We start from the raw sequence: 26455 nt of genomic DNA, 5'->3' as shown, positions 1-26455 counted from the left end.
AATTCCTTATTTAACGGATTTTCTTTATTTTAATGTTATCTTTTTGTTGATACATTCCTCCCTTAAACTTGTACGTTTGATTGCTTTTAGCTTGTATTTCCTTGACATTTGGATCAGTTAAAATTATAATATGATTAGTTAGTTTTATGACTAAACTAATTATTCCCGCAAGCAACTTATAACACGTATAACTAAGAAAGGTTTGGTATTTTCGAATGAATAACATTCCAAACATTAATGTCGGCATTGTTGCCGTAAGTAGAGACTGTTTCCCTATGAGTCTCTCCAACAGAAGAAGAGAAGCTGTAGTTTCCGCTTATCGCGAAAAAGGACTTGAGATTTACGAATGTCCAGTCACAATTGAAAATGAAAAAGATATGTTAAAAGCTCTTGCTGATGTGAAAGCTGCAAATTGTAATGCTCTGGTTGTTTACCTTGGTAACTTTGGTCCAGAAAGCAGCGAAACCTTATTAGCAAAGAACTTTGATGGTCCTGTTATGTTTGCTGCAGCAGCGGAGGAAACTACCTCTATTCTTGCAGATGAACGTGGCGATGCTTACTGTGGTATGTTAAATGCAAGCTATAACTTAAAATTACGTAATATCCGCGCATACATACCAGAATACCCAGTTGGTACACCAGCTGAAGTTGCTACTATGATTGAGGATTTCTTACCAATCGCTCGTGCAATTATCGGTTTGCAGAACTTAAAGATTATTTCCTTTGGACCAAGACCTCAGGATTTTCTTGCTTGTAACGCTCCAATCAAGGCATTATACAGCTTAGGCGTAGAAATTGAAGAAAACTCTGAGCTTGATTTATTTGCCTCTTTTAACGATCATGCAAATGATCCAAGAATTCCAGATGTGTTAAAAGATATGGAAGAAGAACTTGGTACTGGTAATAAAATGCCAGGTATCTTACCTAAACTTGCTCAGTACGAACTTACATTACTTGATTGGGCAGAGGCTCACAAGGGTTGTAAAGAATATGTTGTCTTTGCTAATAAGTGCTGGCCTTCTTTCCAAACTCAGTTTGGATTCGTACCATGTTATGTAAATAGCCGCTTTGCTAGCAAGGGTATGCCTATCTCCTGTGAAGTTGATATCTATGGCGCATTAAGTGAGTACCTTGGAGTTTGTGTCAGTGAAGATTCCGTAACACTTCTTGATATTAACAACACCGTTCCAGCTGATATGTATGATGCTTCTATCAAAGGCAAGTTTGATTATAAAGCAACTGATACCTTCATGGGCTTCCATTGTGGAAATACTCCATCTAAGAAGCTATCCTTCTGTTCAATGAAAAATCAGAAGATTATGGCTAGAAGCCTTGAGCCAAATCAGGAACCTAACATCACAAGAGGTACCTTAGAGGGTGACATCGCTCCTGGTGAAATCACATTCTTCCGTCTTCAAAGTACAGCTGATACGGTATTACGTGCTTATGTTGCAGAAGGTGATGTTCTTCCGGTTCCAACTCAGTCCTTTGGTAGCATCGGTGTATTTGCCATTCCTGAGATGAAACGCTTCTACCGTCATGTATTAGTAGAAAAGAACTATCCTCATCACGGAGCTGTTGCCTTTGGGCACTTCGGTAAGGCAATCTTTGAAGTATTTAAGTACTTTGGTGTTGCTGACATTGAGTTCAATCGACCAGCTTCTATGATGTATCCGACAGAAAATCCTTTTTATAGGTAATCAGATTATCCTTCTTATAAAAAAAAGGTACAAACAATTGATGTTTGTACCTTCTTCTTTCTATTACCAACAAAGATTAAAAACTATCTCTCGATAATCCAGGAAAATCTTATTTTAATGAATCGCTCATTTTTTATTTTCATATTATTGAATTTCTTCAATACTTTGAATCATCTGCTCTTCCTCTAAAGGACTATTGGATTTGATAGAATACGCATTGGTTCCATCTGTCCATGATGCTACTTGGTAGCCATCTTTGTTACCCTTTAATAAAACGTCTTGCCCGTTAACCGTAATTTCTTTTGTATTCTCATAGGTATTATAATCACCGCTGATATCCTCGGTGCCCTCTGCCATACGGTAAGTAATATCATTACTTCCATTGGAATAGATAATCTGAGCTAGGGTTCCTGCAATTAAAGAAGTATCACTAACTTCATATCCTTCTGGAACAACGGTTAGTACCTTTAAAGAAAATGGCACACTTTCCTTTAAAGATTTGATATCCTCTATCTCAACGATGGGATTAGGTATCTGCACTTGATCTTCTGAATCCTTTGTCACTTTTGGTAACACCAAAACTCCTAGGGTCAGTGCTGCACAAGCAACCAATCCTGCTGGTAACATCCACTTTCTACCTATTGTTCTCTCTTTTTTTGTCTCTACTACATTATTTTTAACTTCTCTCATGATTCTTTCCTCCATATCCTTACTGATATATATTTTTGTTAAGGCATCTTTGTAATTACTCATGAAAATCATACGCCTCCTTTAACGTCGTTTTTAGCTTTTTCCTTGCTCTTGATAATAGGGAACGAACGGTAGCATCCCTCTTGTTTAAAATTCCTGCAATCTCTTCCGTGTGATACCCTTCGTAATAAAATAGATAAATCACATCACGGTATTTTGCTGGTAAGGAATGTACTGCCCTTAAAACCTCAGAGTCCTCTTCTGTAAAATCTTGTGTTGTAGGTATCTCTTCATCAAGCACACTAAAGTTTCGATAAGCTAACTTTAAGCGATTCTTGCTTAAATTCGAAGCTACCCTTAATAACCATGCTTTTCTATGTTCCTTCGATTCAAATTCTGGTTTTGTTTTTAAAAACTGTACCAGTGTATCTTGCAGAACATCTTCTGCATCATGGGTATTCTTTAGATAGGAATAAGCCAAACGATAAATTGCATTACCTTCAGACTCTATGATTTCTTTGACCAAATCATCTCCGGATAATGATTCAAGTCCCACATTTCCGCCCCCTTTCACTATATATACAATTAAGAAGTATAAAATGTTGCAAGATAATATTTTTTATTCATATTTTTTATTGGGATAATCTAAAACACTTTCTCATTTTATCATATTAGATTCCATAACCTTAAAATTAACTATCAGATTTCGTATTCATATCGATTACTCTATTGATACATATTAATCCTTCTCTATACTATAAATATCTCCTTCCATAACCTTTCCTATAATAAAAAAAGATTTTGAATAACTTCCTTTGATAATCTAACAAAGGATATCAATTCAAAATCTTTTTTCGGTAAATAATATTAAACTATTTCTTTCTTTTGATGCTTTAATATAAGTAACTTCTCAAATAAGTGATTCAAACAAGCTTACACTTCATTTTATAACGAAAGATGATACTAATCCTGATAATAAAAATAATCAAAATCAGCAGCTATTCTAGAACCACAGCCACCATTATTCGCATAGATACCAACCAAGGTACCTGTATGCCGCTTTGGATCATCTGGAACTCCTTCGTCACATAGGTAGATGCAGTTTTCTAATACACCAGCCAGTATCCAATCCTCTCCATCATAGCTATAATAAAAACTACGAGTTAGTTTATTAACAATAACTTTAAGATAAACTACACTTTCCTTGATATCAGGAACTTCTGCCATTAATTCTTCTCCATGATTCCGGTTAATCACAAGCTGAAGTTTCCGACCTTCTTCATAGCAAAGAGAAAATCGCGCATAAGTAGCAGTACTATAGTAGCAAGTCAGTCCTGCCTGCTCTCCGTCTTTGGTTGGATGAAAGTCTAATTTCGTTTCTGCTTCATAAGAAAGCTCTTGCTCTCTACGAACTAGGGTATTCTTAGCACGAATCTCATCTAATTTACCATCTCTTGTCCAGATGCGAAAGAATCCTGGTCTCTCTGTCAAAGAACAACTGCCATAGTCAGGATTTCTAACAAACTCCCACTCTAAATTAAGTTTCTCTTCCTCAAAATCGTCTTTTAGATTTCTCTCAAATACACACTCTTTAAGGTCTGGGGCTATCTGTCTTTCACTTGGCCCATTTCCTTCATTTATGATAAACCAACCATCTTCTGTCCAGGTTACTGGGTCAAGACCAGATTCCCTACCAACGGTGGTATATCTTCCTTGATTTGGCCTTCCAAGCAAATAATAAATCCACCAGTCACCATTCTGTGTCTGAACTAATTTTCCATGTCCAGTACGCTGAATAGGGGAATCTTCTTTAAACTGACGCAGAACTGGATTATAAGGACACTCCTCATAAGGCCCATAAAGATTCTTAGAACGCGCCACATTAATTCCGTGACCATATCCAGTTCCTCCCTCTGCTACGATGGCATAATAATATCCATCCTTTTTCATAATGTGAGGACCCTCTGGACAGCGCTCGCCAGTTCCTTCCCAGGCTACAACCGGCTCTCCAATCACACGTTTTCCATCGTCACTTAATGGTATCACCGTTGCAGCCTTTGCAATTACCATATAGTGTTTTCCATCATCATCGATAAAGTGAGATGGATCAATCGCATCTACTTCAAGCCAGGTAGGTTTAGAGTAAGGACCTTCCGGTGTCTTTGAAGTAACTAAAAGCTGTCTACGGAGCACATTATTACCTCTGGTACCGTCACCATTTAAGCGAAGTGTCGCATAAATGTAAAAGGTTCCGTCATGGTATGAAATATCTGGTGCCCATATTCCGTGAGAATCCTTGATATCTTCAAGTGGTAAATATTCTGGATTCGCAATTGCATGTCCTATTATATGCCAGTGAACCATATCCTTGGAATGGGAAATAGGAATTGCCGGGAAATACTGAAAGGAGGAATTTACCATATAATAATCATCTCCGACCCGGATGACAGATGGATCTGGAAAAAAGCCTCTTTGTACTGGATTACAATATTCTTGTCTCATCTATGTCTGACCTCCATAGTTTTTTTGCTTTGTTGTATGTAACTTAGGAACACTAAACCTATGTATTTATAGACCTAGAATTCCTTTCCATACTTATCATACAAAGAATGAGGGAACTTCGCAATGAGATTCCCACATATTCATAGAAACTTAAGATTTTGGTGTTCCGCAGCTTTTCAAATGTAGTCAAAACACGATTTCGACATAACTTTAACATATATTTTAGTTTAGGAATGAATATTTATAAATAAGTAAAAGCCATGGGATTTATTTTAACCCATGGCTTCTGCTATATCTAAAGATGTATTTAAATACCGCTAGTAAATTTATCCCCTGAATAGATGCAACATATCCATTTAATGTATAAGGTATTCCATTTTTAATCGCAAATGCCTTATATTCTGCTGATGTCGTAGTATCATATGTTCCAGTTATGGCCAATCTCTCATGCACTTTGCAACCTTTGCATCAGACATAAAGATTTTGTAAGAATACCTCGTTAATTATTTGTTTCCTCATAAATATCCTTAGAAAGGATACGTAAAAAATATAACACCTTAGCTGCCTTTTCTCTTGTTACCACCTGTTTTGGTCTTAGGTAAACCCCATTCTTCATAACGCCTCTCCTAATTCCTTCCTCCGAACGAAGAAGTCCCAGTTCATAAACCGTATGAAATTTCTCAAAGTAAGAAGCATCAATACTGTTAAGGTCAAGAATTGCTTGAAATGGTACCAAAGGATAGTACTGCGCACTTTCTCCAATCAGATTTGGGTCATAATTCGGATCCTCTGGAGATAGGGCTTTTCCATTATAATCTGTCATGTATTTTGGCTTTCTCCATCTTCCATCTTCCTCTTTGCCAAACTTAATCAGATAGGCATCATAAAGAATTGCAGCCATTACCTCTCTTGTTAATACGAATCCTTCATAATTGGCTCCAAAACCTTCTGGCAGTTCCCAAATGTTGGTTATACCGTTAATGAAATCTTTGGTTTTCATTTCCTCTTTCGGGCTAAAGTAATTTTTTCTCGTATGCTCCAGTACATGGTGCTTTAGAAGACACTCTATCTGCTCTCTATAATACGCATTCTCACCCGTTAAAACATCGAGCGATAACTCTGGTAATACCGAGAACCAATCTCCTGTTTCTATGGCACTTCTAACTTCTTCTTTTAGAGCTTCCTTGATTGGCAATTCTAACTTCTGAATCTGCGAAACTATAATTCTTGCCCATTGTTTGGATAAAGTCTCCTTGCAATGTGTTCCATCAATAGCGCCGCTTGGATTACCATTTGCATAACTTCCAGAGTTCGTCTTTCCAGGAGTCTCACCCGGTTCTACTGATAAAAACATCGCAAATGCTGCCTCTCGTCCAATCTCCTTTAAATACTTCATACTTTCTTCATACAAATCTATCAAAGGAATATTAAATTCGTTTGCAACACGTTTCATAATCGCTGGAAAATCAATCCCTGGTATTTCTGAGTTCTTAAATCCAGAAAACTCTACCTCCTCCCCAGTAGCAAGTTTATTAATTCTTGTCATTGGTGTGATAAGTACAAGTTGGATGCCTCTGCTTTTTATTGCTGGTAAATACTCTTCTCTTAACCAATTTTCATAACCAACCCCAGTATTTCCTCTACCGAACCTAGCAAATGGTCCCATACTATCACCCGTTGACTCATCGTTATGTCCTGACTGTAATAACAGATAATCCCCAGGGGTTGCCTGAAGCAGTACTTCATTCAAACGTCCCTCTTGATACATCGAAGTGAGAGAACGTCCTCCCATAGAGTAATTAACAATCTTTAGTTTCTCCCCATCGAAAAAATCCCCAATAACTTGTCCCCAACCTGACATAATCCCTTCTTCAAAGATATAACTTTTGACTGTAGAATCTCCAAGCAGATACACCGTCGGCTTAGCATTTGGTGCCGATATTTCTTTCTTTGTTAAAGTGATTTCCTTTATTCCTACGGTACTAGTGATGTTACTTGGGCAACATAGCGTACAAAGATCAGGCTCTACTTCTACCTCGATCAAATCGCGCCCTGTCACAAAATCAAATTCCCAGACTTTATCTTTTATAGTGGCAACCGCTGTTTTTGGGATTTTTCTAGCTGCATCCCAGTGTCCATCCTCTAGAAGTCTTCTTCCGTTCATCCCAGAAATTGAAACGACAGCAGCATCGCTATCTTTTGCTAATGTTACTGAAATATGATATGTTCCCGGTGTAAGACCTGTGAAACGATATATTAATCCGCCGTAATTAAAATGATTTTCATTCTGCCAACTAATCGTTTCGTCAGTCTCTGTAATATAGATACCATCTTCCCTTGCTATCAATCGATTGACATCAACTTTTCTTTTTAGGTTTCCAATCGTTTCGTTTACAAATCCTTTCCCACACTCCTTTGTAAATAGTGGAATACTATGATTTAAAAATAATTCTTTTCTACAATATTTTTCTGTCATCCTTCTGTATCCTCTCCTACTGCTGCTTATGTAATTTTATTATGAGACTGCACGATCATAAACTAAAGGTTATTGGGAATAAACACTTAAGTCCTCAATCCTATGATATATCATAATCTAAAGAATTCCCCAAGATAGCATTAGGGTTCGTTAGCATTCCCTTGTATATATTAAAAACATTTGTATTATAACAAGAAAGGAGCCCTTCATTCAATGTCAGGTTAAGGGAATACCCATTGTTTCATATAAGTTTCTTTTGTATTTTTAGACAGGATAAGAAACGTGCGCCCGCTGGGTGCACAAGAAAAAGCTAGAGTAAATAAGGAATAATGCTCCTTATTTACTCTAGCCAATTATATCTAGGCTCGTTTTAAGTATACCAAATTTCACTAAACAAGCTTTAAATTACCGACAACTACAAACTTTTTAATCACTACAATAGGTTTCTTGCGTTCTTAACTACGTTCTAGTTCATTCTAGTTCCAGTAGCAAATCCCTCATAATCTTGTAAAAACATTTCTGCTACCTTCTTCATACAGATAGTTACTGTATTATCTCGGAAAACTAGCAGCATATTAACAGACGCAAAACACTCTTCAATGATATTGGTCTTAATATATAGTACCTCTTCTGAAAGCCACACACCAGAACACATGCACTTATACTGTGTTTCAGGGAAGTTTTGATAAGAGGCTTCCTTAAGATGGAATGTTAATCGATGTGACTTTTGTTTCATCTTGTAATCGAAGTAACCAACCTCACCATTAATTGTGACGGTAAACTCTTCTAACCCCATAGGATTGGGCTGCATACTATAACTTTGTGCCATTTCTTTCTTTCCATCTTTGTATGGTTCATACATAGAAGAAGCAACAGGAAGTTTTAGTTTGTCTATCATATCAGTAAGTGATTCTTCTGATTCCTTTAAAGGAGAACTCTCCAAGTATGGATATACTTGCCTATAAAAGGCATCAAAAATATTTTTTATTCCGTCCGGAGAACCTTGTGTATCTGACATAGTAGCAAATACAAAATTATGCTGCGGAAAGCATACCGCAAGCTGTCCGCCCATTCCGTAGAAACAGAATCCATCATGTCTTGCTTTCCAGATTTGATATCCGTATCCAAATTGCTCATCAAGAAATGGTTGCAATACTGTGTCTACCTGTTTTTTTGTTGCTTCCATTAGGTACTCTTTTGGTAATAGTTGCTCTCCCTTATATTCTCCCATATGAAGACACACATTGGCAACTAATCCCAAATCTCTTAATGTACAAATCAATCCGGAACCGCCTTGAGAAACTCCCATCGGATCTTTTAGAATCTTTGCGTCTTTGGAAAATCCAATACGATCAAGGAATTTCACTCTTAAATAATCAAGTAATTGCATTCCTGTAAGTCGTTCTACCAAAGCAGATAGAACATGTGTCGACGAAGTATCATAAGAAAAGATGGTGCCTGGTTTATGAGTTGGCTCTACATGAAAAAATGATTCTACCCAGTCATTTCCTGCGTATCTCTTATATGTCGTGGCATGATGAGCACTCGTCATACAAAGCATATCACGGATTGTTGTTTCCTTAATCCAAGGATGAACTCCCTCTTTCGGCAACTTATCTTCAAAATAAGTACAGATTTTATCCGTTAACTTAAGTTTTCCGTCTTCCACAAGCAAACCTATCGCTATAGAAGTAAAACTTTTTCCTACGGAATACATTCGATGCATCGATTCCGCATGAAACGGTTCCCAGTAACCCTCATAAATAACCTCATCTTCTAACATCATAAGAAAACCATGTAGATTTACTCGGTCATCCTGTAACTGTTTAAGAAATGACTTCACTGCTTTTTCTGGTATCTTCTTTTTATTGTCTGTCATACTCATTTCTTACTCCCTCCAAGGCAAAGCTTGATTTCTTTAGTTTATTTTTAGTACATTCTTTCTAAATACTGCTGCACTAAACTTATTCTAGCGTTTCTCTCTTTTTATTTCTATAGCAATTATTAAATTAGTATAATTAAATTGACCTTTTTGAAATTTCCTATCCTTTATACTTCGGCTTTGTAAAAATTATTTGAGTAAAATAACTCTAGTATCCTCGGATGCCCTCCAAAGATTCATCATTTACAATCCAGTCATTAACTTCAATCTTACGGTAATCTTCCTTACTATCTCTAATTACCACAGTTTCGATTCCTGCATTAATTATCATACGTTTACACATAGAACAGCTATTTGCATTTTGAATATAATTCATATCTGGCATTTCAAATCCAACCAGATAAAGTGTTGCGCCAAGCATCTTTTCTCTTGGTGCGCTGATAATTGCATTGGCTTCTGCATGCACACTGCGGCACAACTCATATCGTTCTCCTCGTGGTACCGAAAGCTTAGTGCGTATACAATAATTTAAGTCGGAGCAATTTGCTCTTCCTCTTGGAGCTCCAACATAGCCAGTTGCAATAATTTCGTCATTATTTACAATCACTGCTCCATAAATTCTTCTAAGACAAGTACTACGTTTGGATACAGTCTCAGCAATATCAAGATAGTAATTTACTTTGTCTCTACGATCCATATGTTAACTCCTTTCGAACTACAAAATACCTCTAAATTAGGCATGATTCTCTATTATCACCTAGAATAGCATACTGTTTTTTATTATACAAGCAAAAAGAAATCAAAAACTGATGTTATGTTCATATTTTTAATTTGTCTGTTTATACTACACATGTAAGAAATTGATAAGGCAGAGAATTATCTCTTTTCATTCAATAAATATCCATAGATTAGTTCTTAACTCTATGATTAGACTGAGGAGTCACTATGAAACTATTAATTAAGGATGGAATTATTCTAACGATGTCTGGAACTATGTATCAACCAGGTGATCTTTTGATAGAAGACGGCAAAATAAAAGAAATCGCACCTACCATCTCTATCAAGGATAATATATCACTAACTACGATTCCAGCATCAAACTGCATTGTGATGCCAGGTTTCATTGAAGCCCACTGTCACGTCGGTATCACGGAAGAAAAGAAAGGGAAAGAAGGAGATGACGCGAATGAAACAAGTAATCCAGTTACTCCATATCTACGGGGCCTTGATGCAATTAATCCTCTTGATCCAGCCTTTCATGATGCCATCCGTGCAGGTATCACCGGAATTATGGTTGGCCCAGGAAGTACCAATGTTGTAGGTGGACAGTTTGTATTTTTAAAAACTGCAGGTTCTAGATGCATCGAGGACTTAGCAATATTAAATCCCGCAGCGATGAAGGTTGCCTTTGGTGAAAACCCGAAAACTTTTTATGGAGATCAAGATAAGATGCCACTCACACGAATGGGTATTGCGTTCTTACTTCGGGAGGAATTATGGAAAGCGAAGCAATATCTTAAGAAAAAGAAGAAGGCTGAAGAGACCTCAGAAGAATTTGAGGTGGATTTTCGAGTAGAGCCATGGATACCAGTATTAGAAAGAAAGATTCCCCTAAAAGCACATGTCCATCGTACCGATGATATATTAACTGCGATACGAATTGCAAAAGAATTCGACCTAGATATCACTCTCGATCATTGTAGTGAAGGTCATCTCATTATCGAGGAAATCTTATCCTCTGGTTTTCCTGCCATTGTCGGTCCTGATCTTGCCTCTCGGAATAAAATTGAAGTTCAAAACATGGGATTTAAGACAGCGGGGGAACTAAGCAAAGCTGGCGTTATGGTATCTATTACAACCGACCATCCAGTTAGTCTAGTGCAAACCCTTCCAATATGTACTGGACTTGCCGTAAAGAATGGGCTACCAATGGAGGATGGATTAAAGGCCATTACAATTAATGCTGCTAAAATATGTAGAGTTGATCATCGTATCGGTAGTATTGAAGTTGGAAAAGACGCTGATATTGCTATCTTTGATGGGAATCCGTTAGAAGTCTTTACTAACTGTCTCTATACCATTATCGATGGTAAAATCGTATATCAATATCATAGACCGAAATGACCGCGCGGTCTGTCGCTGCTTGCGGAGTAATCAAGAGAGCGAAAGCACCGAATGCTTTCGCCCTTTCCTAGCCTTTTTATCATTAACAACAGAATGCTGATACAAAGATAAACATCGATTCATGCGAATTTGAACCATTTCACACCTCGTCACTCACTTAACTATTCCGCTATTTTTTATAATTACATTTTCTTAATAGTAAGAAGCTTAACGCTCCAAATAAAGCAAAAAGTCCGATATTACATAGCATATTAACATAAGGATTGCCACCAAACGCATATCCGGTATAAAAATCCATAATCTTTACTACCAGTCTAGTTAGAGCTCCCTCAAATAGATATTGATCTGCAAGTGGATATACAACAATAAATAATGCCGGAACACCTACACTGACTATCGTTTTTTGCAATTTATTCATACGGTAATATAATAGTGAAATAAACGTACCAATGGCACCTGCTAAGATATAGAGGAAAAATTTCCACAAGAACTCGTCAATAAATCCTTTTACTCCGCCATCACTCATATAAGCAGCCCCATATCCTTGAAAAAACATTCCATTGTAAGGCAGCAAATTACTAAATATCTTATAGACAAATGTTTCTATAAAGACTACCACTGCTGAGGTAGTAATTAAACAAAGGGTAGTGCTTAGAAATAAAGTTTTTCTCGAATAACCATGTTGTAAAAACAAAAGAAAATCAGAACGAATCATAGAAAGCATGGTAACAAATAACATCACTATGGTACATAATTCAAATCCACCAAAGCTAACGCTCCCATCACTGCTGGTATATGCAAGACCAATAAACAGAAACACAAACAGAAAAAACATACCATAAAAAGAAGCTATTGGTTTTATCATCTCCCTAATCTGAAACTTAAAGGCTCTACTTAGTCTCATCCTACCATCTCCTCCTTTTCCTTCGTTAGATTAACAAATAATTTCTGAAGATCTAATTTCGTAATCTCCAGAGTATCTGGAATTTCAGCACGGTTTAACTTTCCAAGGATACAAACACTCCTAAGTCCGCCAAGACTATTCTCACTAAGCACATTCTTCCCTTTTATAAATGCCTCGATATCTTTACTCTTTCCTGTAACCGTATACCCTGAATTTAATAATTCCTCGCATGACTCTTTACGAATCACCTTACCCTTATTAATAATAATTACTTCTTCAATTAATCCCGATACTTCCTCAATTAAATGGGTTGATATTACAATTGTTCTTTCATATCGATTATAATCTTCCAAGATTAGCTGGTAAAATAACTCCCGATGATTCGCATCCAGTCCAAGAACTGGCTCATCTAGAAACAAGTATGGAACCGGTAAACACAGTGCTGTAATAATTTTATAGATGGAGGCATAACCCGTTGATAAGCTTTTTATTTTTTTCTTTGTATTTAAATCAAACTTTTTGCAAAGCTTTTTTGCATAATCAAAATCAAATTCGCCGTATAGCATCTTGGCTGCTTGAAAGACATCATTGACGGAGTAGTTTTCAGGATAGCAGTTCCCTTCACTCATATAGTAAAGTTTAGTTAATGCTTTATCATTCTCAATTGCATTATCTCCATCAATTAGTACCTTTCCTTCCTCTGCAAATAATCGGTTAGATATGACGTTTAATAAAGTTGATTTACCAGCACCATTTCTACCTAGTAGACCATAAATTTTCCCTGCTTCTAAGGATAGATTAATGTTATCTAATGCAACAACACTACCGAATTTTTTACTTACTCGTTCTATCGAAATTCCATTCATTTTGCTAACCCCCTCTCAATTAACTCAATAATTTCTTGCTTTGTTAATTCCAGTTTTCTCGCTTCTGCCAGCAAACTTTCGATATAGTTCTCATAGAACGTTTCTTTCCTTTTTCCAACAATCTGATTTCTTGCACCTTCACAAACAAACACGCCAACCCCTCTTTTCTTATATAAAATTCCTTCTTCCATAAGCTGATTCATCCCTTTTAATACAGTCGCGGGATTAATTTGAAATGTTGTTGAAATTTCCGTAGTGGAAGGTATCTGTGTACCTTCTTCAAAAGCTCCAATAAATATTGCATCTTCAATCTGTTCCGCGATCTGTTGAAAGATTGGTTTACTACTTTCAAAATCAATTTTCATGGAAATCCTCCTTTCTGAAAATAATCTCTAATAGTAATTTCAAATAGTAATCTCTAATAGAATCTTTTTTTCTATATATTTTCCTTGATTACTTTATTAGTTAGTTACTTATGTAATTAACTATATACGTGGGTGGAATGTTTGTCAACTAAATTTTTAATTATTTAATATGATTTTTTCAGCTGCTGGTAGAGATGATGTGTTCGTACATTATTCCTCAATCATGATGAATGGTTATAAGTGCCTTGAGGAAGGACAGAAGGTTACTTTCGATACCGAAAGAGACCCAAAGGACAAAAGAAAGTAAAGAGCAATTAATGTAGACATAGCATAAACCAATAATAAATTAAATTATTACAGTTATTTATTATTCTCATGTAAGTTTTATCAACCATTTGACTATTTGTATCATAATATAGTTTTTTCTTAATCCTAAAGTTTTAAAAGACAGAATAAAACTATATATTTATACCTCACTACGAGTGAAATCTGGTTTTATTCTTTGGATAATTCTATATGGATTCAATCTTTATCACACAACGATGATTTCCTAACTTTACACTTTCAAGCAATTCAACCTTCACACGGCAATCAAAGATATATTCGTACATATATCTTGTATAACCAAGCGTGCATAAACACCATGACTTTGACATTGTTTCCACGGTATGTTTTACATCAGAACAATAACACTCTGGATAACTCATATATAAAGTACTTCCTTCTGCCCAAAACTTTGCAGGAGTTTCATTACTTGCCAAGATAGCATAATCCTGAAGGTTGTCTGACTTAGAATATAAGTCCTTTAGTTTTTTCATATGTAACATGGATGGCTTACAACAACAGTCCATACGGATATCACAAATCGTCTCATATTCAAAATTATCTTCTAAAAGCTTACATACGTTACATGCCCATTCAAAACGTTGCTTAGACGATATAAGTCCTTTCTATTATCTAGAATAAACTTAACTGTTCGGTATTACTCTTTTCCTCATATTCATGAAGATATTGAAAAATCTTGTTGTTATCACATACGATATGATTCTTTTGACAAACATCATAGTATAGCTTCATCAACTTATCATTATGCTTACTCCTAATCTCATAGGCATAACCATAGGTTTCATGGTATCGTTTTTTTAGTCCTGGAAAATGCTCGTCTAATTTTTGATAAAAATACTCTCGATTTCCTTCCCTTAACGTTAATCCAATTCCAAAGCAAATAATCCCATATACTTTTGCTTCTACACAATAATTTAGGATTCCCCAAAGATTTTCTTCTGTATCGTTAATGAATGGCAAGATTGGATCAATCCATACTACTGTTGGTATGTTCTTTTCTTTCATTTTTAGTAATACGTCAAACCGTTCTTTCGTAGTACATACCCCCGGTTCAATGATTTTACATAACTTTTCATCGTAGGTAGTAAGTGTCATCTGGACGACACATTTTGAATTTTCATTGATACTTTTTAAGAGATCAACATCTCGAAGTATACGGTTTGATTTTGTTTGAATACTAAGTCCAAAGCCGTATTGATTAATTAAAGATAAACAGGTTCTTGTTAATTTTAGTTCAGGTTCCAGAGATAAATAAGGATCACTCATCGCACCGGTTCCAATCATACATTTTTTCCTTTTTCTACGGAGTGCCGATTCTAATAACATCGGTGAATTTATCTTTACTTCAATATCTTCAAAATCATGATCCATCTGGTAGCACTTGCTTCTAGCGTCGCAATAAATACAGCCATGAGTACAGCCACGGTAGAGATTCATCCCATTGGTTTGCGATAGGATACCTTTCGCTTCTTTATAGTGCATAGTTCTTTCGTCACTCCATTCTCTATATGTTGTAGTAAAAACAATTCAATTTCATAATAATATATCTTAATTTCTAGAATCCGAATAATAGGAAAGGTTTATTCATGCTGTAAAATAATTATAGATAGTGATACAATCTTAGACTATTCCAATAATGCAGGATAAGGGCTATTCTAGGTATATTACATGAATACTAGACGGAGCTATATTCTTAACATACGACTTGGCTTCATTCTAAGCGTATTACATTAGCATATGACTTGGCTTCATTCTAAGTATATTACATGAATTGAGGTAGAACTATATTCAGATGTATACATAATATAGGCTACATTCTAAGTATATTATCCAAATATGACATCCTGTGTCATATTTAAAAATTTTACTAAGAAAATTCTGATGTAACCAAGAAACCCAAACATCTATTACTTATTATCTTTTATACCTTCTATACATTTCTAACTTTAAATTACTGGTATTTCTTAACAAAATCTTAACGCATTTAAACTTTTCTTTTCTATGTATTTATAATATAATCTAGCCTAGTAAATCTCCATGCGTCACTTCACTCCACCAGGATTTGACTTCATAGCATGGAGTTTTACCTAGTACATAGGAAGTAGGACGACGATTCTTGTTTTATTATGGAATCATAGGTAAAGACGTTAAGTACACAAGAAATCTCCTGAAAGATACTACCAGAATAACTAATACACAGAAGAAAATCAACTTACACAAGAAATGATTCTATCGTGATTTATTCAAGGAGGATTTTTTATGAAAACAACCAATCAGTTCAGCGCTTATCTGCCTGACGAAAGACCACCGCTATGGAAGTTACTTCTTTATTCCCTTCAACAAGTGATCGTAATGTTTCCAGCTACGGTTGCTGTAGCAATCATTACTAATTTTCACATCTCAACTACTATTTTTGCCAGCGGACTCGCAACCATTTGTTTTATTGTTGTAACAGGGCGTAAAATCCCGTTATACTATGGTTCGAGTTTTTCTTATGTAGCGGCAATTGGAAGCTTAATGGCTTCAACATCTTTAGAAGGACTCCCGTTAAATGACAAAATTTCAATTGCTCAATTTGGTATTATGATGTCAGGTATTGTATCTATCGTTGCCGGTTTAATTATCAAACGATTTGGCCAGCAGGCAATTGAAAAAGTACTACCTGCTACTGTTACTGGCCCAATTGCAATGGTTATTGGTCTTACACTTGCAGGAACTGCTCTCACTGATGCAAATTCAATCGCAACCGATACCTATGGTACTATTCGTGTAGCTGAATCTGAAATTGCAATGGCACATAATATGGCATGGATTATCGCTTTGGTGACCTTAATTTCTACCATTTTATTCTCTGTCTATCTAAAAGGAATGCTCGGACAGCTTCCTCTACTATTTGGACCTCTGCTTGGTTGTTTCACCGCTTTTATTGTTAGTCAGGTAACCGGAATTAACTTATTTAAAGTACTTCCGGAGTCGAGTTCCGGAATCTTCGCTCTTCCAACCTTTACTCTACCAAAACCGTCTTGGATCTCTGTAGCTGCAATCATGCCAATCGCTATCGCAACGATTCCAGAATCTACTGCTCACGTATATCAGCTTGATATTTATGTTAATGATTTAGCAAAAAAGAAAAATTCTTCAAAACGTTATGCTATTGCAGATAAACTTGGATTGAACCTAATCGGTGATGGTATCGGTGATATGGTATCTGGTTTCGTTGGAGGACCAGCTGGAACCAATTACGGTGAGAATATTAGCGCTATGGCTATAACTAAGGTATTCTCAATCCCAGTATTAATAGGTGCTGCTATTATCGCTATGATCATAAGCTGCTTCACTCCATTAGTAAATGCAATCTACTCTATCCCAACCGCTGTTATTGGCGGCCTTGAGGTTTACTTATTCGGTGCCATTGCAGCACAAGGTATCGCGATTATGGTAGAAAAGAAAGTAGATCTTTTCAGCTCAAGAAATATCGCTGTTATCTCTACCATTATGATTATTGGTCTTGGTGGTCAGTATGGTTTTAATGGTAACATCCCATTCTTTGGTATGAGTATTCCATGTGTAGCTGGTGCAGCAATCTTCGGAATTATTATAAATTTAATATTAAGTATTGGTAGTAAGCAAAAAAGCACACAATAACGCTGCTGTTACCTAGCTTCGATTCTTCCTCATATGACGAAAGCAGCTACGTCCCCAAATACGTAACTGCTTTCGCCTTTTATATATCTATTGCTCTTTTAGGAGTTTAATAAAAATAATTTGGAAGTTTTTTAGTATTACTTCCCACCTTACTGTTAGTCCGACTCATTTTTGTTTAGACTATCATCTCTGTCATACGTATCAAGAAAATGGTGTTTTACACCCTTGGTCTTATACGCTATGACCGTATCTAAATTCACATTTTCCACACTCTTAAAGATATTGCTATCAATAATTTTACTTTGACTACGGAACTTTTTAATTAACGCCTTCATTTCTTGACGTTTGGAACCTCCGCCTCCATTATCACATAGCGTACAATTTTCTGTAAATCTACATGCACATTGGATAAATTGAAGTTCATGATACTGTTTCCAATGAAGAATTGCATCCTCTTTTACATGGTACATTGGGCGAATTAACTCCATGCCTTCAAAATTAGTACTATGAAGCTTTGGCATCATTGTTTGAATCTGCCCACTATAAAGCATTCCCATTAAAATAGTTTCAATCACATCATCAAAATGATGACCTAATGCAATTTTATTACAACCAAATGCTTTTGCATTCTTATAAAGATACCCACGACGCATTCTTGCACATAGATAGCAAGGACTTTCATCTACTTCTGCTACGATATTAAAGATATCTGTATCAAAAATTTCAATCGGGATATTCAATAGTTTAGCGTTGTTTATTATTGTCTGGCGATTAATCTCATTATAACCCGGGTCCATTACGAGGAATACTAGTTCAAACGGGATTTTCCCATGTTTTTGAAGCTCCTGCATACATTTTGCTAGAAGCATTGAATCCTTACCTCCGGAGATACAAACTGCTATTTTATCTCCTTCTTTGATTAGTTCATATTCCTGTACCGCTTTCACGAACGGACGCCATATTTCTTTACGATACTTCTTAACAATACTTCTCTCAATCTCTTGATAACGTTCCATGGCTTCCCCCTATCCTTTTCATTAATCTATAATACATATTTCTTTCCGTAATTCATTATCCCTTCATAGCCTTTTGATAACTTGCTTCAAAACCTTCGAAAAACTTTTCTACCTCATCTTCTGTCGTTAGATGACTTAAACTGATTCGAAAAGAGGACAAAGCATTTTTCTTATCTTTTGTTACCGCATAAACTGGTCTCGAAGGTGTCATAGTTGCCGAACAAGCAGATTTAATCGAGATACAGATGCCGTATTCTTCAAGAAGTTTCCTCATCGTAATAGCTTTAACACCTTTCACACTAATGTTTAGGATATGAGGTACCCCGCACTCTGTACTATTGATACGTACATTTGAATACTTCCTTAATCTCGTTTCGAATAGCTTACGCAAGGAATTAACCTTTTTAAGCCTCTCCTCATGATAATCCATAGAAAGCTGCACTGCCTTAGTTAAGGCCACTACATTCGATAGTGTAGGTGTTCCACTACGATATATTGTGGTACTGCTACCACCATGGATCTGTGGCAGTAATACGATGTCTTTTTTCTTAACCAAAGCTCCAGTTCCATTCATTCCATAGAATTTATGAGGGGTAAAGGTCGTAAGATCTGCTAAGGAAAAGTCTATCTCTATCTTTCCAAAGCCTTGCGTTGCATCTGTATGGAAGAAACAATTCTCATAACCCTCTAAAATCTTTGCAATTTCTTTTATTGGCTGAATTGTTCCTAATTCACTATCAACCGTGCAGATTGATACAAGTACCGTATCTTCACGAAGCAATTCCTTCAAATGCTCTAATTCCACCTGTCCGTTTGGTAAAATATTCACCAAATCAATCTCATATCCAAGACTTTGCAGAAATGTCAGACTTCCACTTACGGATGGGTGCTCTAAACATGTGGATATAATGTGCCTACCATTTTCACGATAAGCAAAAGTAATTCCTTTGATTGCGAGGTTGTTCGCTTCACTTGCACCAGAGGTAGGGATTATCTGCTCTGGTTTTACTTTAAGTAAATTTGATAATTCCTTAGTTGCCTCCACTAAGCGTTCCTTGGCAAGGATTCCTAGCGGATGCGAGGAATTTGGATTTGCTATATATTGTTGCTCTGTCTCAGTATAGACCTTAATTACTTCATGAGCCACTGGCGTATTTGCTGCATAATCAAGATATATCATGAAACCTCCTATCTGCGTGCATTATCCCGCATACATATTAGTAGATTTAAATTTTATTTTAACGTAAATCCTTAGCTATAATTCCTACAGGATTTCTATGGATTAGATTATAGTTTTTTCATCCAATTGTCAAGTGAAATACATGGATAGAAAAAAGAAGTAACAGACTTTCCATTGTCTGTTACTTCCCCATAGTTATCTTCCATTATTCTTTTGCTCCAATCGTCTATATACAAGATAGGAGTATAAAATCGGTACGATTGTAAGAATAACAACAATAATAAGAAAAGCTATCATCACAGCATTGGTTGGTAAGAATACCGTTAAAATCATACTAAATCCCCCTACAAACCATAGCTTTCCAGCAAAGCGATGCGTCATAAACCAAACCTCTTCACTTGCTATCGTATAACAGGTCTTTATTCCACAAAAGTAGTTATGTTTAAATTTCGGCATACTATTTCCAAGTACTAAAAACAAAATACCGATAATAGCAGGCATTAGATGGTTGATGTTCATTACCTCTATCCCCACACTCATTGCAATAATATAAATTTCTATGAGAATAAATAGCAAAGATACAAGAGAATGTACCCTGTAATATTGTTTAGAAAATATCGCATAAGATTTTCTCTTCGGATCAAGAAAACGAAATATTTCTGCAGAAATAATTAGAACTATAATCACCGCAGGCATTAAAAATATGGTCCATGCCCCTGCATAACGATCTATTTCTCCATTATGACCAAAGTGAATAGGAATCTCCTCCGGTAAAAATGGATATGCAATCACAGCAATGGATAACGCAAGTAAAGCAAGCATCCATAGCTTATAATTTTCCTGATGAAACAATTTCTTCATTACTTTTCCTCCTTAAGGCTTACAAACCACGCCATAATTTCCTCTACCACGGATAAGTTTAATTCATAATAAATATACTTTCCCTTCTTTTCATCCGTAACAAGCCCTGCAGCCTTTAGTATTGATAAATGATGAGAAATCGTCGCTCCCGTCATATCAAATAGTTCTACAATTTCTCCTGCGGTTAATTTTCCATGTTTTAAGATATTAATAATTTCTCTTCTCGTAGGGTCTGAAAGAGCCTTAAAACTTTCTTGAAAACCCAATTCCTCAACTCCTTATATTTAGATATCTATCTAAATTAAGAATACACATAGAAGGTATTTGTGTCAAGGAGTTCAAAGGACATTACTATTAACACTTCATCGGAACTCTCAGTCCTTCCGCATAAGAATTAATAATTATAGTGCTATCCGTACTTTTCATCTCTATTTCTTTCCAATCGTTAGAAGATGGTTACTTCGTCCTAACATTTCCGGTTTCTCACAACAATACAGGTGGTATTTCAAGTATTGTTTATAACTCTCATCATCCATTGCATTAATTTTATCCTCAAGTAATTCGCTTACTCCATCAGACGCAACTTCTGTTAGAATCTGTATTCCTGCATTGTGTAGCATTTCACGAGTTTGCTCCAACGTAAAAAAGATAAATGGAAAATCCTCTACCTTAAAGGTTTCATGGTCATAAGAGTTTTCAAGAAAGAACTCTGGCCGGTAGTAAAACTCTGTTAGGATAACCATATCATTTAAGATGAACGCAATGAATATAGTACCACTTGGCTTTAGTACTCTCTTTGCTTCGGCAATACATCTTTGACGATCTTCCTCCTTGGATAAGTGATAGAGTGGCCCAAAGAGCAGCACAATATCAAAGCTATTGTCTTCAAAGCAACTTAAGTCAAGTGCATTGCCATGAATTAAATGAATCTTATCCTCTTTCGTTATCTTTTTTTGAAATGCTTCAATATTTGCACTTGCAAGTTCCACGGAACTTACCTCATAGCCTTTTCTTGCAAAATATAGACTGTACTCTCCAGCCCCAGCGCCAAGATCTAAAATACGATCTCCCTCTTTTAAGAATTTTTCAACATAGGTCGTTGTTGTAAAAAACTCAACTCTAGCTGCCTTGGAACGATTTAAACGAGAATTCTCCTCCATAATTTGATATAATGCATCCACTCGTTTAGAATCCTCTTGTATTTTACGTAAACTTTCAAAATCCATACTTTATTCTCCTTTCAAAATATTGTTAACAATTATAGGTAGAAAGAATGAAATAATCATCCATAGTATAGGAGAATATCATCCACAATGCATTTACTCTATAAAAGATTTATTAGTTTCTAGATATCTCTTCACTTGTTCAAACCGTTCCTCAAATTGTAGATAGAAATTTTGCTCTTTCACATAAGGCTTTTGATAAAAGGTATTTAACAAATACAAATTGATGTTTCTGATCCAATTGTTATCCACAGATTTTTTTATTTGTTCCTGCAAGTTTTTTAAGAAGTAATGCCAATCTAGGATAAACTGTTCATTTCTTTTGACATCATTCGTGTCAATCCACTTGCTTACCTTTACTTTGGAACGGTTCTTATTCTTACATTCATGAATTTGAAGTATGTAATGGTAGGAATGATTTTCATAGTATCTTCCAAGAGGGAATATTCTACAGATTCCTGGACGATAAGCGTGAATGCTGCATCTTCCCTCCTCGTTAAGAAAGGCACAGCTTTGAACCTCACTAACCATCTTAAGGTTTGGAAGGATAACACCATCTACCATATTAAGCTCAATTTTATCATGTAACAGTTCTTCAAAACTTTCCCTTCGATTTGTCGTCAACCGAAAGATATCGAAAGGGTCTAGGATTATGGAGTTTCCCATACCCTTACAACAAGCAGAGCAGCCCTTACAATCATTACAACCCGCCTTTACCATATCATTTAATCCGTATAATTTTCCATCGGAGATTTCACTTAAACTGATTTTTCTATCCATAACGACCTCTATTCTTACTATCATAAATTCTTTTGTAAAAAACTATCTTTGCACCCAATGATAAGCCAGTCTACTTTTCAAAATCACGATACATAAGACTAGGTTGAATACCTTTATTATTTTGATATTTACCACTTTTGTATAAATCATACTCACCATCAATATCATGATAATAGATTTGACAGATCTCAACATTCGGATATATCTTTACGGGTTGCACACAAAATATCTCCAAAGTCCAATACCCAGCAAAACCAATATCACCAAATCCGGCAGTGACATGGATGAATAAACCTAACCGTCCTGTTGAGGAGCGCCCCTCTAGCATCGGAACATAATGATTGGTACTGGTATATTCATTGGTTCGCCCTAAGTATAACTTATTTGGCATTAAAACTAAACCTTCTTCCGGTATGATAATGTTAGATGTTGCGTTAAGTTTCTTCATATCCAAAACATCATTATCATAGACTAACAATTCATTCGCTAAGGTAAGATTATAGCTATTTGGATTAATCCTTGATTCCTCAAAAGGTTCAATTATTATCTCTTTCTCAATGTGCTTTTTTATTTCTTTTCCTGATAAAATCATACTATCCTCCATTCACGGTTTCATTTATTTTAATCTCATTATTTTATTTCTCATTTTTTATTTCTCGATTTTTATATTTTCATTTTTCTTCGATTCTCCAAAGAATATTTGCCTGTGTTATTTCTTCTATTCTCCTTCACATCTATAAATTAATGTACAAATCGTTCCTGAGAACTATTTTGCTTTAACCCATATTAATAGCTATTTAAAAACTTTAGAACGTGGAATAAATTATTTATGTTACATAGCACCTAAGTACCCTTCCTAATTATACACAGTTACGTAATATTTTTTCAACGTTATCCACAGTTTTTATAAGTTGTCTCACAAGATGTTAATTGTTTAAACTCTTCTCCTATCCCTTTATTATCGCACTATCCTCCACCAGTATGCTCCTCTATATAGGTTTTACATTTAAAATCGATAAATACATACGAGCCAAAAAATGCTTCATCCACTGAACTTCTTGTTTAACTATGGTATCCCTTCCTTACCTTACTTGCAAGCTTTTTTACCTAATTCAATTATAGTGAAACTAAATTATTATTTCTATGAAAATATTTCGTTTGAATATTCTTACTTTTTCTAGTGTCACTATAGCACAAATGATATAATAAGTTATTATTAGGTGCTATGCATCAGAAGTGAGGTTAGGAATGAACAATGATATTTTGATAGTAAATGAAAAGATTTTGATAGGGAAACGTAAAGCAGAACATGAAGAATATGAATATGTAAAATATGAGATTACCCCTCGAAAAGATTTTAACCAATGTTATATTGCTATCTATGAAATACCTCCTAAAAAAGCAAATTATCCATATCATTATCATAAATCAAATACAGAAGTATTCTATATTATAAGCGGTCGCGGAATAGTAAAGACAGCAAAAGGTGATCGAGGCATTCAACAAGGAGATATTATCGTTTGCCCTCCTTGTGAAGATGGGGCGCATAAAATTATCAATACTTCTGAATCCGAGACTTTAAAGTACATAGATTTTGATACTACTAATTCCCCGGATATTCTACATTATCCTGATTCTGATAAGGTAGGTATCATCCTTCATAATGAGTCTAGTACTTTTTTTAAGACTTCAGATAAAGTAAATTATTATGAGGGAGAATAGATTAAAACTACTTTGTCGCGCTGAACCCATAGGGTGAGTGCGCATCCCCCGGAGAGTTTTTAATAGATAGGATATTGCGTTGCAATTTCCTATCTATTAAAAAATAGAGCGTATTGTCAATCATGGAACTACCCGTGATAAAACAATACCTCTATCATTATTTCTCCTTCTTCTATTACAATCACTTTTGCTCTATCATCATGGATGACTTCCATTGCTTACCCAACCGAAGTATCTGTCCTTCTTCCATTGGATTTCCCCAGATATACCCTTGGATCGTATCACAAGAAGACTCACATAAACATGCAAGTTGTTCTTCCGTTTCAACACCTTCTGCTACCACCATTAAATCTAATTGGTGCATTAACGCAATAAAAGATCGAATTATTTCTTTTTTTTCACTCTTTTCTGAAATAACATCAATCAATGTCTTATCTATTTTTACCGTATTAAATGGTAGACTTTGAAGACAACATAAAGATGATATTCCGGTTCCGAAATTATCCATGGCAATCTTTATCCCGATGTCTTTTAATTTTTGTATTACCTCAATAATAGAAGGCTTTAATGCCTGAAATGCTGTTTCCTCTAAATCAAACTCTAAATACTGAGGATTAACCCCTGTATCCCTAATAATCTTAGTTACTGTATCAAAGAAAGAAGAATCCTTTAATTGCTTCTTCGATATATTGATTGACATAATAGGTGCCACTTCCAGCGTATCTTGTAAGTTACGAAGTGTCTGACAAGCAGTTTTTAGTATCCACTCTCCAAGAGGAATGATGTAATCTAATTTCTCTGCAAGTGGAATAAAATTTTTAGGATTAACAATTCCGTATTTTGGCGAATCCCATCTTACCAAGGCTTCAAATCCACGCAATCTTTTTGTTACTGCGCAGTACTGTGGCTGGAACAATAGATAAAATTCTTGATTTTCCAATGCCTTCTTTAATTGATACTCATACTCCAGATTCTTTACTATTTCATCATTCATACTAATCGTAAAAAATTCTACACTGTTTTTTCCCATATCTTTTGCTTGATACATTGCAATATCAGAAAATTTTAACAGCTCGGAAGATGTGTTACCATCCTTAGGATAAACTGAAACGCCAAAACTCGCACTAATACTTATCTCGGTCTTTTTTAGTGTAAAAGGTTCCATCAGTAGCTGCCTTAATTCTTCTACATAATTAAGTATTTCTTCATCCTCTAAATTTCTTTGTATAATTAATGCAAACTCATCTCCACCTAATCGCCCTAACATATCTTCAGAGTGAATATAATCGCGAACTCGTAAGGTAACTTCTTTTAATAAAGAGTCTCCCATCTGATGACCCATCGTATCATTTATTTTCTTAAAATTATCAAGATCAATAAATACTACCGAAAAGTTTTTTGGTATATTGATTAAGAAATCCATCTGATTAATCAACATTTTACGATTTGGTATCTCTGTCAGAATATCATAAAATGCCAACTGGCTTAATTGTTTCTCTTTTTCTTTCAGGATCTTATTTAGTTTTGCAAGTTTCTTGTTCTTTTTCCTTAACTCTTTTACTAATACCGTGGCTTTTTTATGATGATTAATTGTACTTTCCAATGCTTTTACTAACTTTACTCTATATATGTTAATTAAACTGGATATCACGATTGTAGTCACATAAGTTATCATCGCATGAAATAACTGCTCCTTATCACCGGAGTTAAAATATACGAAAGATAAGATAATACTAAAAAAAGATATTAATAAAGAGAGGAAGTAGCCATGCTTTATCTCACTTATCACAAAGTAAACTGCAAGAATCACTTGACTCTGTAACATGACATCTCTTAGCAATTGATGATCAATTTGAAATTGAAGAATACTTATAACAACAAAAATCAATAGAATAATAGCAATGAAAACAGGATTTTTTAATTGGCTGTGCTGTTTACTTTTATTTTTATGAATAAGATGTTTCACTCTACCAAGTTTTTGATTCATAACTACGGATCTCCCTAAAAACAGCGTAATCTAAGTATAACTAATATAAGCACATTCTAGCGAATTAACCTATATTGTTTCTATATGATGATCATTGTTTATTTATATAAGTTCAAAAATAAATAATCTCCCTTTTTAAAATAATAGATTAGTAAGTTTAAGTGTTATATTATCATAAATAGATAGA

General features: G+C 35.3%; 25 protein-coding genes. 5 read left to right on the top strand and 20 right to left on the bottom strand.

All coding sequences use genetic code 11. The annotated features are described in order from the left end of the window. The first annotated feature begins 215 nt into the window (after positions 1-215). Positions 216-1700 carry an L-fucose/L-arabinose isomerase family protein gene (locus CC92_RS0100455; protein ID WP_029502357.1) on the top strand — a complete coding sequence of 495 codons (1485 nt, stop codon included), beginning with the start codon at positions 216-218 and terminating at the stop codon, positions 1698-1700. Positions 1701-1844: 144 nt separating this feature from the next. Here the strand turns inward: CC92_RS0100455 and CC92_RS0100450 are convergent, their stop codons facing one another. From CC92_RS0100450 to CC92_RS0100425, 7 genes are all read right to left on the bottom strand, one after another. After that, the gene (locus tag CC92_RS0100450; RefSeq protein WP_029502358.1) at positions 1845-2453 is read right to left on the bottom strand and encodes a DUF4367 domain-containing protein; all 609 of its coding nucleotides are present in this window, start codon (positions 2451-2453) and stop codon (positions 1845-1847) included. Then, positions 2446-2946: an RNA polymerase sigma factor gene (locus CC92_RS0100445; RefSeq protein WP_029502359.1), complete on the bottom strand. Its 501-nt coding sequence runs from the start codon at positions 2944-2946 to the stop codon at positions 2446-2448. The genes CC92_RS0100450 and CC92_RS0100445 overlap by 8 nt, the downstream gene beginning before the upstream one ends. Positions 2947-3353: 407 nt before the next feature. Then, positions 3354-4892, bottom strand: coding sequence for a glycoside hydrolase family 43 protein (locus CC92_RS0100440; protein ID WP_029502360.1), 1539 nt, complete (start codon positions 4890-4892; stop codon positions 3354-3356). A gap of 267 nt (positions 4893-5159) precedes the next feature. Continuing rightward, positions 5160-5345, bottom strand: a complete 186-nt coding sequence (locus CC92_RS22360; RefSeq protein WP_155998317.1) for a hypothetical protein — start codon at positions 5343-5345, stop codon at positions 5160-5162. Between the two features lie 46 nt (positions 5346-5391). Further along, on the bottom strand, positions 5392-7368 hold the full coding sequence (locus CC92_RS0100435; RefSeq protein WP_051650661.1) for an SGNH/GDSL hydrolase family protein: 1977 nt from the start codon (positions 7366-7368) through the stop codon (positions 5392-5394). A 466-nt stretch (positions 7369-7834) separates the two neighbouring features. After that, positions 7835-9253: a serine hydrolase domain-containing protein gene (locus tag CC92_RS0100430; RefSeq protein WP_029502362.1), complete on the bottom strand. Its 1419-nt coding sequence runs from the start codon at positions 9251-9253 to the stop codon at positions 7835-7837. Between the two features lie 205 nt (positions 9254-9458). Continuing rightward, the gene (locus CC92_RS0100425; RefSeq protein ID WP_029502363.1) at positions 9459-9947 is read right to left on the bottom strand and encodes a deoxycytidylate deaminase; all 489 of its coding nucleotides are present in this window, start codon (positions 9945-9947) and stop codon (positions 9459-9461) included. A gap of 248 nt (positions 9948-10195) precedes the next feature. Here CC92_RS0100425 and CC92_RS0100420 point away from each other — a divergent pair, with 248 nt between their 5' ends. Continuing rightward, positions 10196-11374: an amidohydrolase gene (locus CC92_RS0100420; protein ID WP_029502364.1), complete on the top strand. Its 1179-nt coding sequence runs from the start codon at positions 10196-10198 to the stop codon at positions 11372-11374. A 169-nt stretch (positions 11375-11543) separates the two neighbouring features. On the opposite strand, the gene CC92_RS0100415 is transcribed toward CC92_RS0100420, so the two are convergent. Genes CC92_RS0100415 through CC92_RS0100405 form a run of 3 tightly spaced genes read right to left on the bottom strand, consistent with a single transcriptional unit; the run spans position 11544 to position 13509 of the window. Beyond that, positions 11544-12278 carry a hypothetical protein gene (locus tag CC92_RS0100415; protein WP_029502365.1) on the bottom strand — a complete coding sequence of 245 codons (735 nt, stop codon included), beginning with the start codon at positions 12276-12278 and terminating at the stop codon, positions 11544-11546. Then, positions 12275-13144, bottom strand: coding sequence for an ABC transporter ATP-binding protein (locus CC92_RS0100410; protein ID WP_029502366.1), 870 nt, complete (start codon positions 13142-13144; stop codon positions 12275-12277). The genes CC92_RS0100415 and CC92_RS0100410 overlap by 4 nt, the downstream gene beginning before the upstream one ends. Then, positions 13141-13509 carry a GntR family transcriptional regulator gene (locus tag CC92_RS0100405; RefSeq protein WP_029502367.1) on the bottom strand — a complete coding sequence of 123 codons (369 nt, stop codon included), beginning with the start codon at positions 13507-13509 and terminating at the stop codon, positions 13141-13143. The genes CC92_RS0100410 and CC92_RS0100405 overlap by 4 nt, the downstream gene beginning before the upstream one ends. A 169-nt stretch (positions 13510-13678) precedes the next feature. Between CC92_RS0100405 and CC92_RS21990 the strand changes: the two genes are divergently transcribed. Continuing rightward, positions 13679-13816 carry a cold shock domain-containing protein gene (locus CC92_RS21990; RefSeq protein WP_081841814.1) on the top strand — a complete coding sequence of 46 codons (138 nt, stop codon included), beginning with the start codon at positions 13679-13681 and terminating at the stop codon, positions 13814-13816. Between the two features lie 205 nt (positions 13817-14021). Here the strand turns inward: CC92_RS21990 and CC92_RS0100395 are convergent, their stop codons facing one another. Beyond that, on the bottom strand, positions 14022-14450 hold the full coding sequence (locus CC92_RS0100395) for a DUF6144 family protein (protein ID WP_242841386.1): 429 nt from the start codon (positions 14448-14450) through the stop codon (positions 14022-14024). A 16-nt stretch (positions 14451-14466) separates the two neighbouring features. Next, positions 14467-15336, bottom strand: a complete 870-nt coding sequence (locus CC92_RS0100390) for an SPL family radical SAM protein (protein ID WP_029502370.1) — start codon at positions 15334-15336, stop codon at positions 14467-14469. 777 nt (positions 15337-16113) lie between these two features. Here CC92_RS0100390 and CC92_RS0100385 point away from each other — a divergent pair. Further along, the gene (locus tag CC92_RS0100385) at positions 16114-17499 is read left to right on the top strand and encodes a uracil-xanthine permease family protein (protein WP_029502371.1); all 1386 of its coding nucleotides are present in this window, start codon (positions 16114-16116) and stop codon (positions 17497-17499) included. A gap of 155 nt (positions 17500-17654) precedes the next feature. On the opposite strand, the gene CC92_RS0100380 is transcribed toward CC92_RS0100385, so the two are convergent. The 7 genes from CC92_RS0100380 to dcd all read right to left on the bottom strand — a co-directional run bounded on the left by CC92_RS0100380 (position 17655) and on the right by dcd (position 23151). Beyond that, positions 17655-18515 (bottom strand): tRNA 2-thiocytidine biosynthesis TtcA family protein, encoded by an 861-nt coding sequence (locus CC92_RS0100380; RefSeq protein ID WP_029502372.1) that lies wholly within the window; start codon positions 18513-18515, stop codon positions 17655-17657. A gap of 55 nt (positions 18516-18570) precedes the next feature. Beyond that, positions 18571-19695, bottom strand: coding sequence for a cysteine desulfurase family protein (locus CC92_RS0100375; protein ID WP_029502373.1), 1125 nt, complete (start codon positions 19693-19695; stop codon positions 18571-18573). Between the two features lie 195 nt (positions 19696-19890). Beyond that, positions 19891-20556, bottom strand: a complete 666-nt coding sequence (locus tag CC92_RS0100365; RefSeq protein ID WP_029502374.1) for an SdpI family protein — start codon at positions 20554-20556, stop codon at positions 19891-19893. Then, positions 20556-20822 (bottom strand): autorepressor SdpR family transcription factor, encoded by a 267-nt coding sequence (locus CC92_RS0100360; RefSeq protein ID WP_029502375.1) that lies wholly within the window; start codon positions 20820-20822, stop codon positions 20556-20558. The genes CC92_RS0100365 and CC92_RS0100360 overlap by 1 nt, the downstream gene beginning before the upstream one ends. Positions 20823-20984: 162 nt before the next feature. After that, entirely contained in the window at positions 20985-21782 is a 798-nt protein-coding gene (locus CC92_RS0100355; RefSeq protein WP_029502376.1) for a class I SAM-dependent methyltransferase, read from the bottom strand. A 93-nt stretch (positions 21783-21875) separates the two neighbouring features. Further along, on the bottom strand, positions 21876-22559 hold the full coding sequence (locus tag CC92_RS0100350) for a YkgJ family cysteine cluster protein (protein WP_029502377.1): 684 nt from the start codon (positions 22557-22559) through the stop codon (positions 21876-21878). A 70-nt stretch (positions 22560-22629) separates the two neighbouring features. After that, positions 22630-23151: a dCTP deaminase gene (dcd, locus tag CC92_RS0100345; RefSeq protein WP_029502378.1), complete on the bottom strand. Its 522-nt coding sequence runs from the start codon at positions 23149-23151 to the stop codon at positions 22630-22632. 656 nt (positions 23152-23807) lie between these two features. On the opposite strand from dcd, the gene CC92_RS0100340 reads away from it, so the two are divergent. Continuing rightward, positions 23808-24281, top strand: coding sequence for a cupin domain-containing protein (locus tag CC92_RS0100340; RefSeq protein ID WP_029502379.1), 474 nt, complete (start codon positions 23808-23810; stop codon positions 24279-24281). 181 nt (positions 24282-24462) lie between these two features. On the opposite strand, the gene CC92_RS0100335 is transcribed toward CC92_RS0100340, so the two are convergent. Next, positions 24463-26268 (bottom strand): putative bifunctional diguanylate cyclase/phosphodiesterase, encoded by a 1806-nt coding sequence (locus CC92_RS0100335; protein ID WP_051650662.1) that lies wholly within the window; start codon positions 26266-26268, stop codon positions 24463-24465. Between the last annotated feature and the right edge of the window lie 187 nt (positions 26269-26455).

Origin of the sequence: Lachnoclostridium phytofermentans, assembly GCF_000733755.1 — a bacterium.
In the GTDB taxonomy this organism is placed as follows: domain Bacteria; phylum Bacillota; class Clostridia; order Lachnospirales; family Lachnospiraceae; genus Lachnoclostridium; species Lachnoclostridium phytofermentans_A.
Note: the sequence above shows the minus strand (reverse complement) of the source record. Positions and strands in the feature narration are given on the sequence as shown.

What these genes read in the sequence shown, in the direction of transcription:
- CC92_RS0100455 (WP_029502357.1), top strand. Translation starts at nt 216, where the DNA reads ATGAATAACATTCCAAACATTAATGTCGGCATTGTTGCCGTAAGTAGA.
- CC92_RS0100450 (WP_029502358.1), bottom strand. Translation starts at nt 2,453, where the DNA reads ATGAGTAATTACAAAGATGCCTTAACAAAAATATATATCAGTAAGGAT.
- CC92_RS0100440 (WP_029502360.1), bottom strand. Translation starts at nt 4,892, where the DNA reads ATGAGACAAGAATATTGTAATCCAGTACAAAGAGGCTTTTTTCCAGAT.
- CC92_RS0100435 (WP_051650661.1), bottom strand. Translation starts at nt 7,368, where the DNA reads ATGACAGAAAAATATTGTAGAAAAGAATTATTTTTAAATCATAGTATT.
- CC92_RS0100430 (WP_029502362.1), bottom strand. Translation starts at nt 9,253, where the DNA reads ATGAGTATGACAGACAATAAAAAGAAGATACCAGAAAAAGCAGTGAAG.
- CC92_RS0100425 (WP_029502363.1), bottom strand. Translation starts at nt 9,947, where the DNA reads ATGGATCGTAGAGACAAAGTAAATTACTATCTTGATATTGCTGAGACT.
- CC92_RS0100420 (WP_029502364.1), top strand. Translation starts at nt 10,196, where the DNA reads ATGAAACTATTAATTAAGGATGGAATTATTCTAACGATGTCTGGAACT.
- CC92_RS0100415 (WP_029502365.1), bottom strand. Translation starts at nt 12,278, where the DNA reads ATGAGACTAAGTAGAGCCTTTAAGTTTCAGATTAGGGAGATGATAAAA.
- CC92_RS0100410 (WP_029502366.1), bottom strand. Translation starts at nt 13,144, where the DNA reads ATGAATGGAATTTCGATAGAACGAGTAAGTAAAAAATTCGGTAGTGTT.
- CC92_RS0100405 (WP_029502367.1), bottom strand. Translation starts at nt 13,509, where the DNA reads ATGAAAATTGATTTTGAAAGTAGTAAACCAATCTTTCAACAGATCGCG.
- CC92_RS21990 (WP_081841814.1), top strand. Translation starts at nt 13,679, where the DNA reads ATGATTTTTTCAGCTGCTGGTAGAGATGATGTGTTCGTACATTATTCC.
- CC92_RS0100390 (WP_029502370.1), bottom strand. Translation starts at nt 15,336, where the DNA reads ATGCACTATAAAGAAGCGAAAGGTATCCTATCGCAAACCAATGGGATG.
- CC92_RS0100385 (WP_029502371.1), top strand. Translation starts at nt 16,114, where the DNA reads ATGAAAACAACCAATCAGTTCAGCGCTTATCTGCCTGACGAAAGACCA.
- CC92_RS0100380 (WP_029502372.1), bottom strand. Translation starts at nt 18,515, where the DNA reads ATGGAACGTTATCAAGAGATTGAGAGAAGTATTGTTAAGAAGTATCGT.
- CC92_RS0100375 (WP_029502373.1), bottom strand. Translation starts at nt 19,695, where the DNA reads ATGATATATCTTGATTATGCAGCAAATACGCCAGTGGCTCATGAAGTA.
- CC92_RS0100365 (WP_029502374.1), bottom strand. Translation starts at nt 20,556, where the DNA reads ATGAAGAAATTGTTTCATCAGGAAAATTATAAGCTATGGATGCTTGCT.
- CC92_RS0100355 (WP_029502376.1), bottom strand. Translation starts at nt 21,782, where the DNA reads ATGGATTTTGAAAGTTTACGTAAAATACAAGAGGATTCTAAACGAGTG.
- CC92_RS0100350 (WP_029502377.1), bottom strand. Translation starts at nt 22,559, where the DNA reads ATGGATAGAAAAATCAGTTTAAGTGAAATCTCCGATGGAAAATTATAC.
- dcd (WP_029502378.1), bottom strand. Translation starts at nt 23,151, where the DNA reads ATGATTTTATCAGGAAAAGAAATAAAAAAGCACATTGAGAAAGAGATA.
- CC92_RS0100340 (WP_029502379.1), top strand. Translation starts at nt 23,808, where the DNA reads ATGAACAATGATATTTTGATAGTAAATGAAAAGATTTTGATAGGGAAA.
- CC92_RS0100335 (WP_051650662.1), bottom strand. Translation starts at nt 26,268, where the DNA reads ATGAATCAAAAACTTGGTAGAGTGAAACATCTTATTCATAAAAATAAA.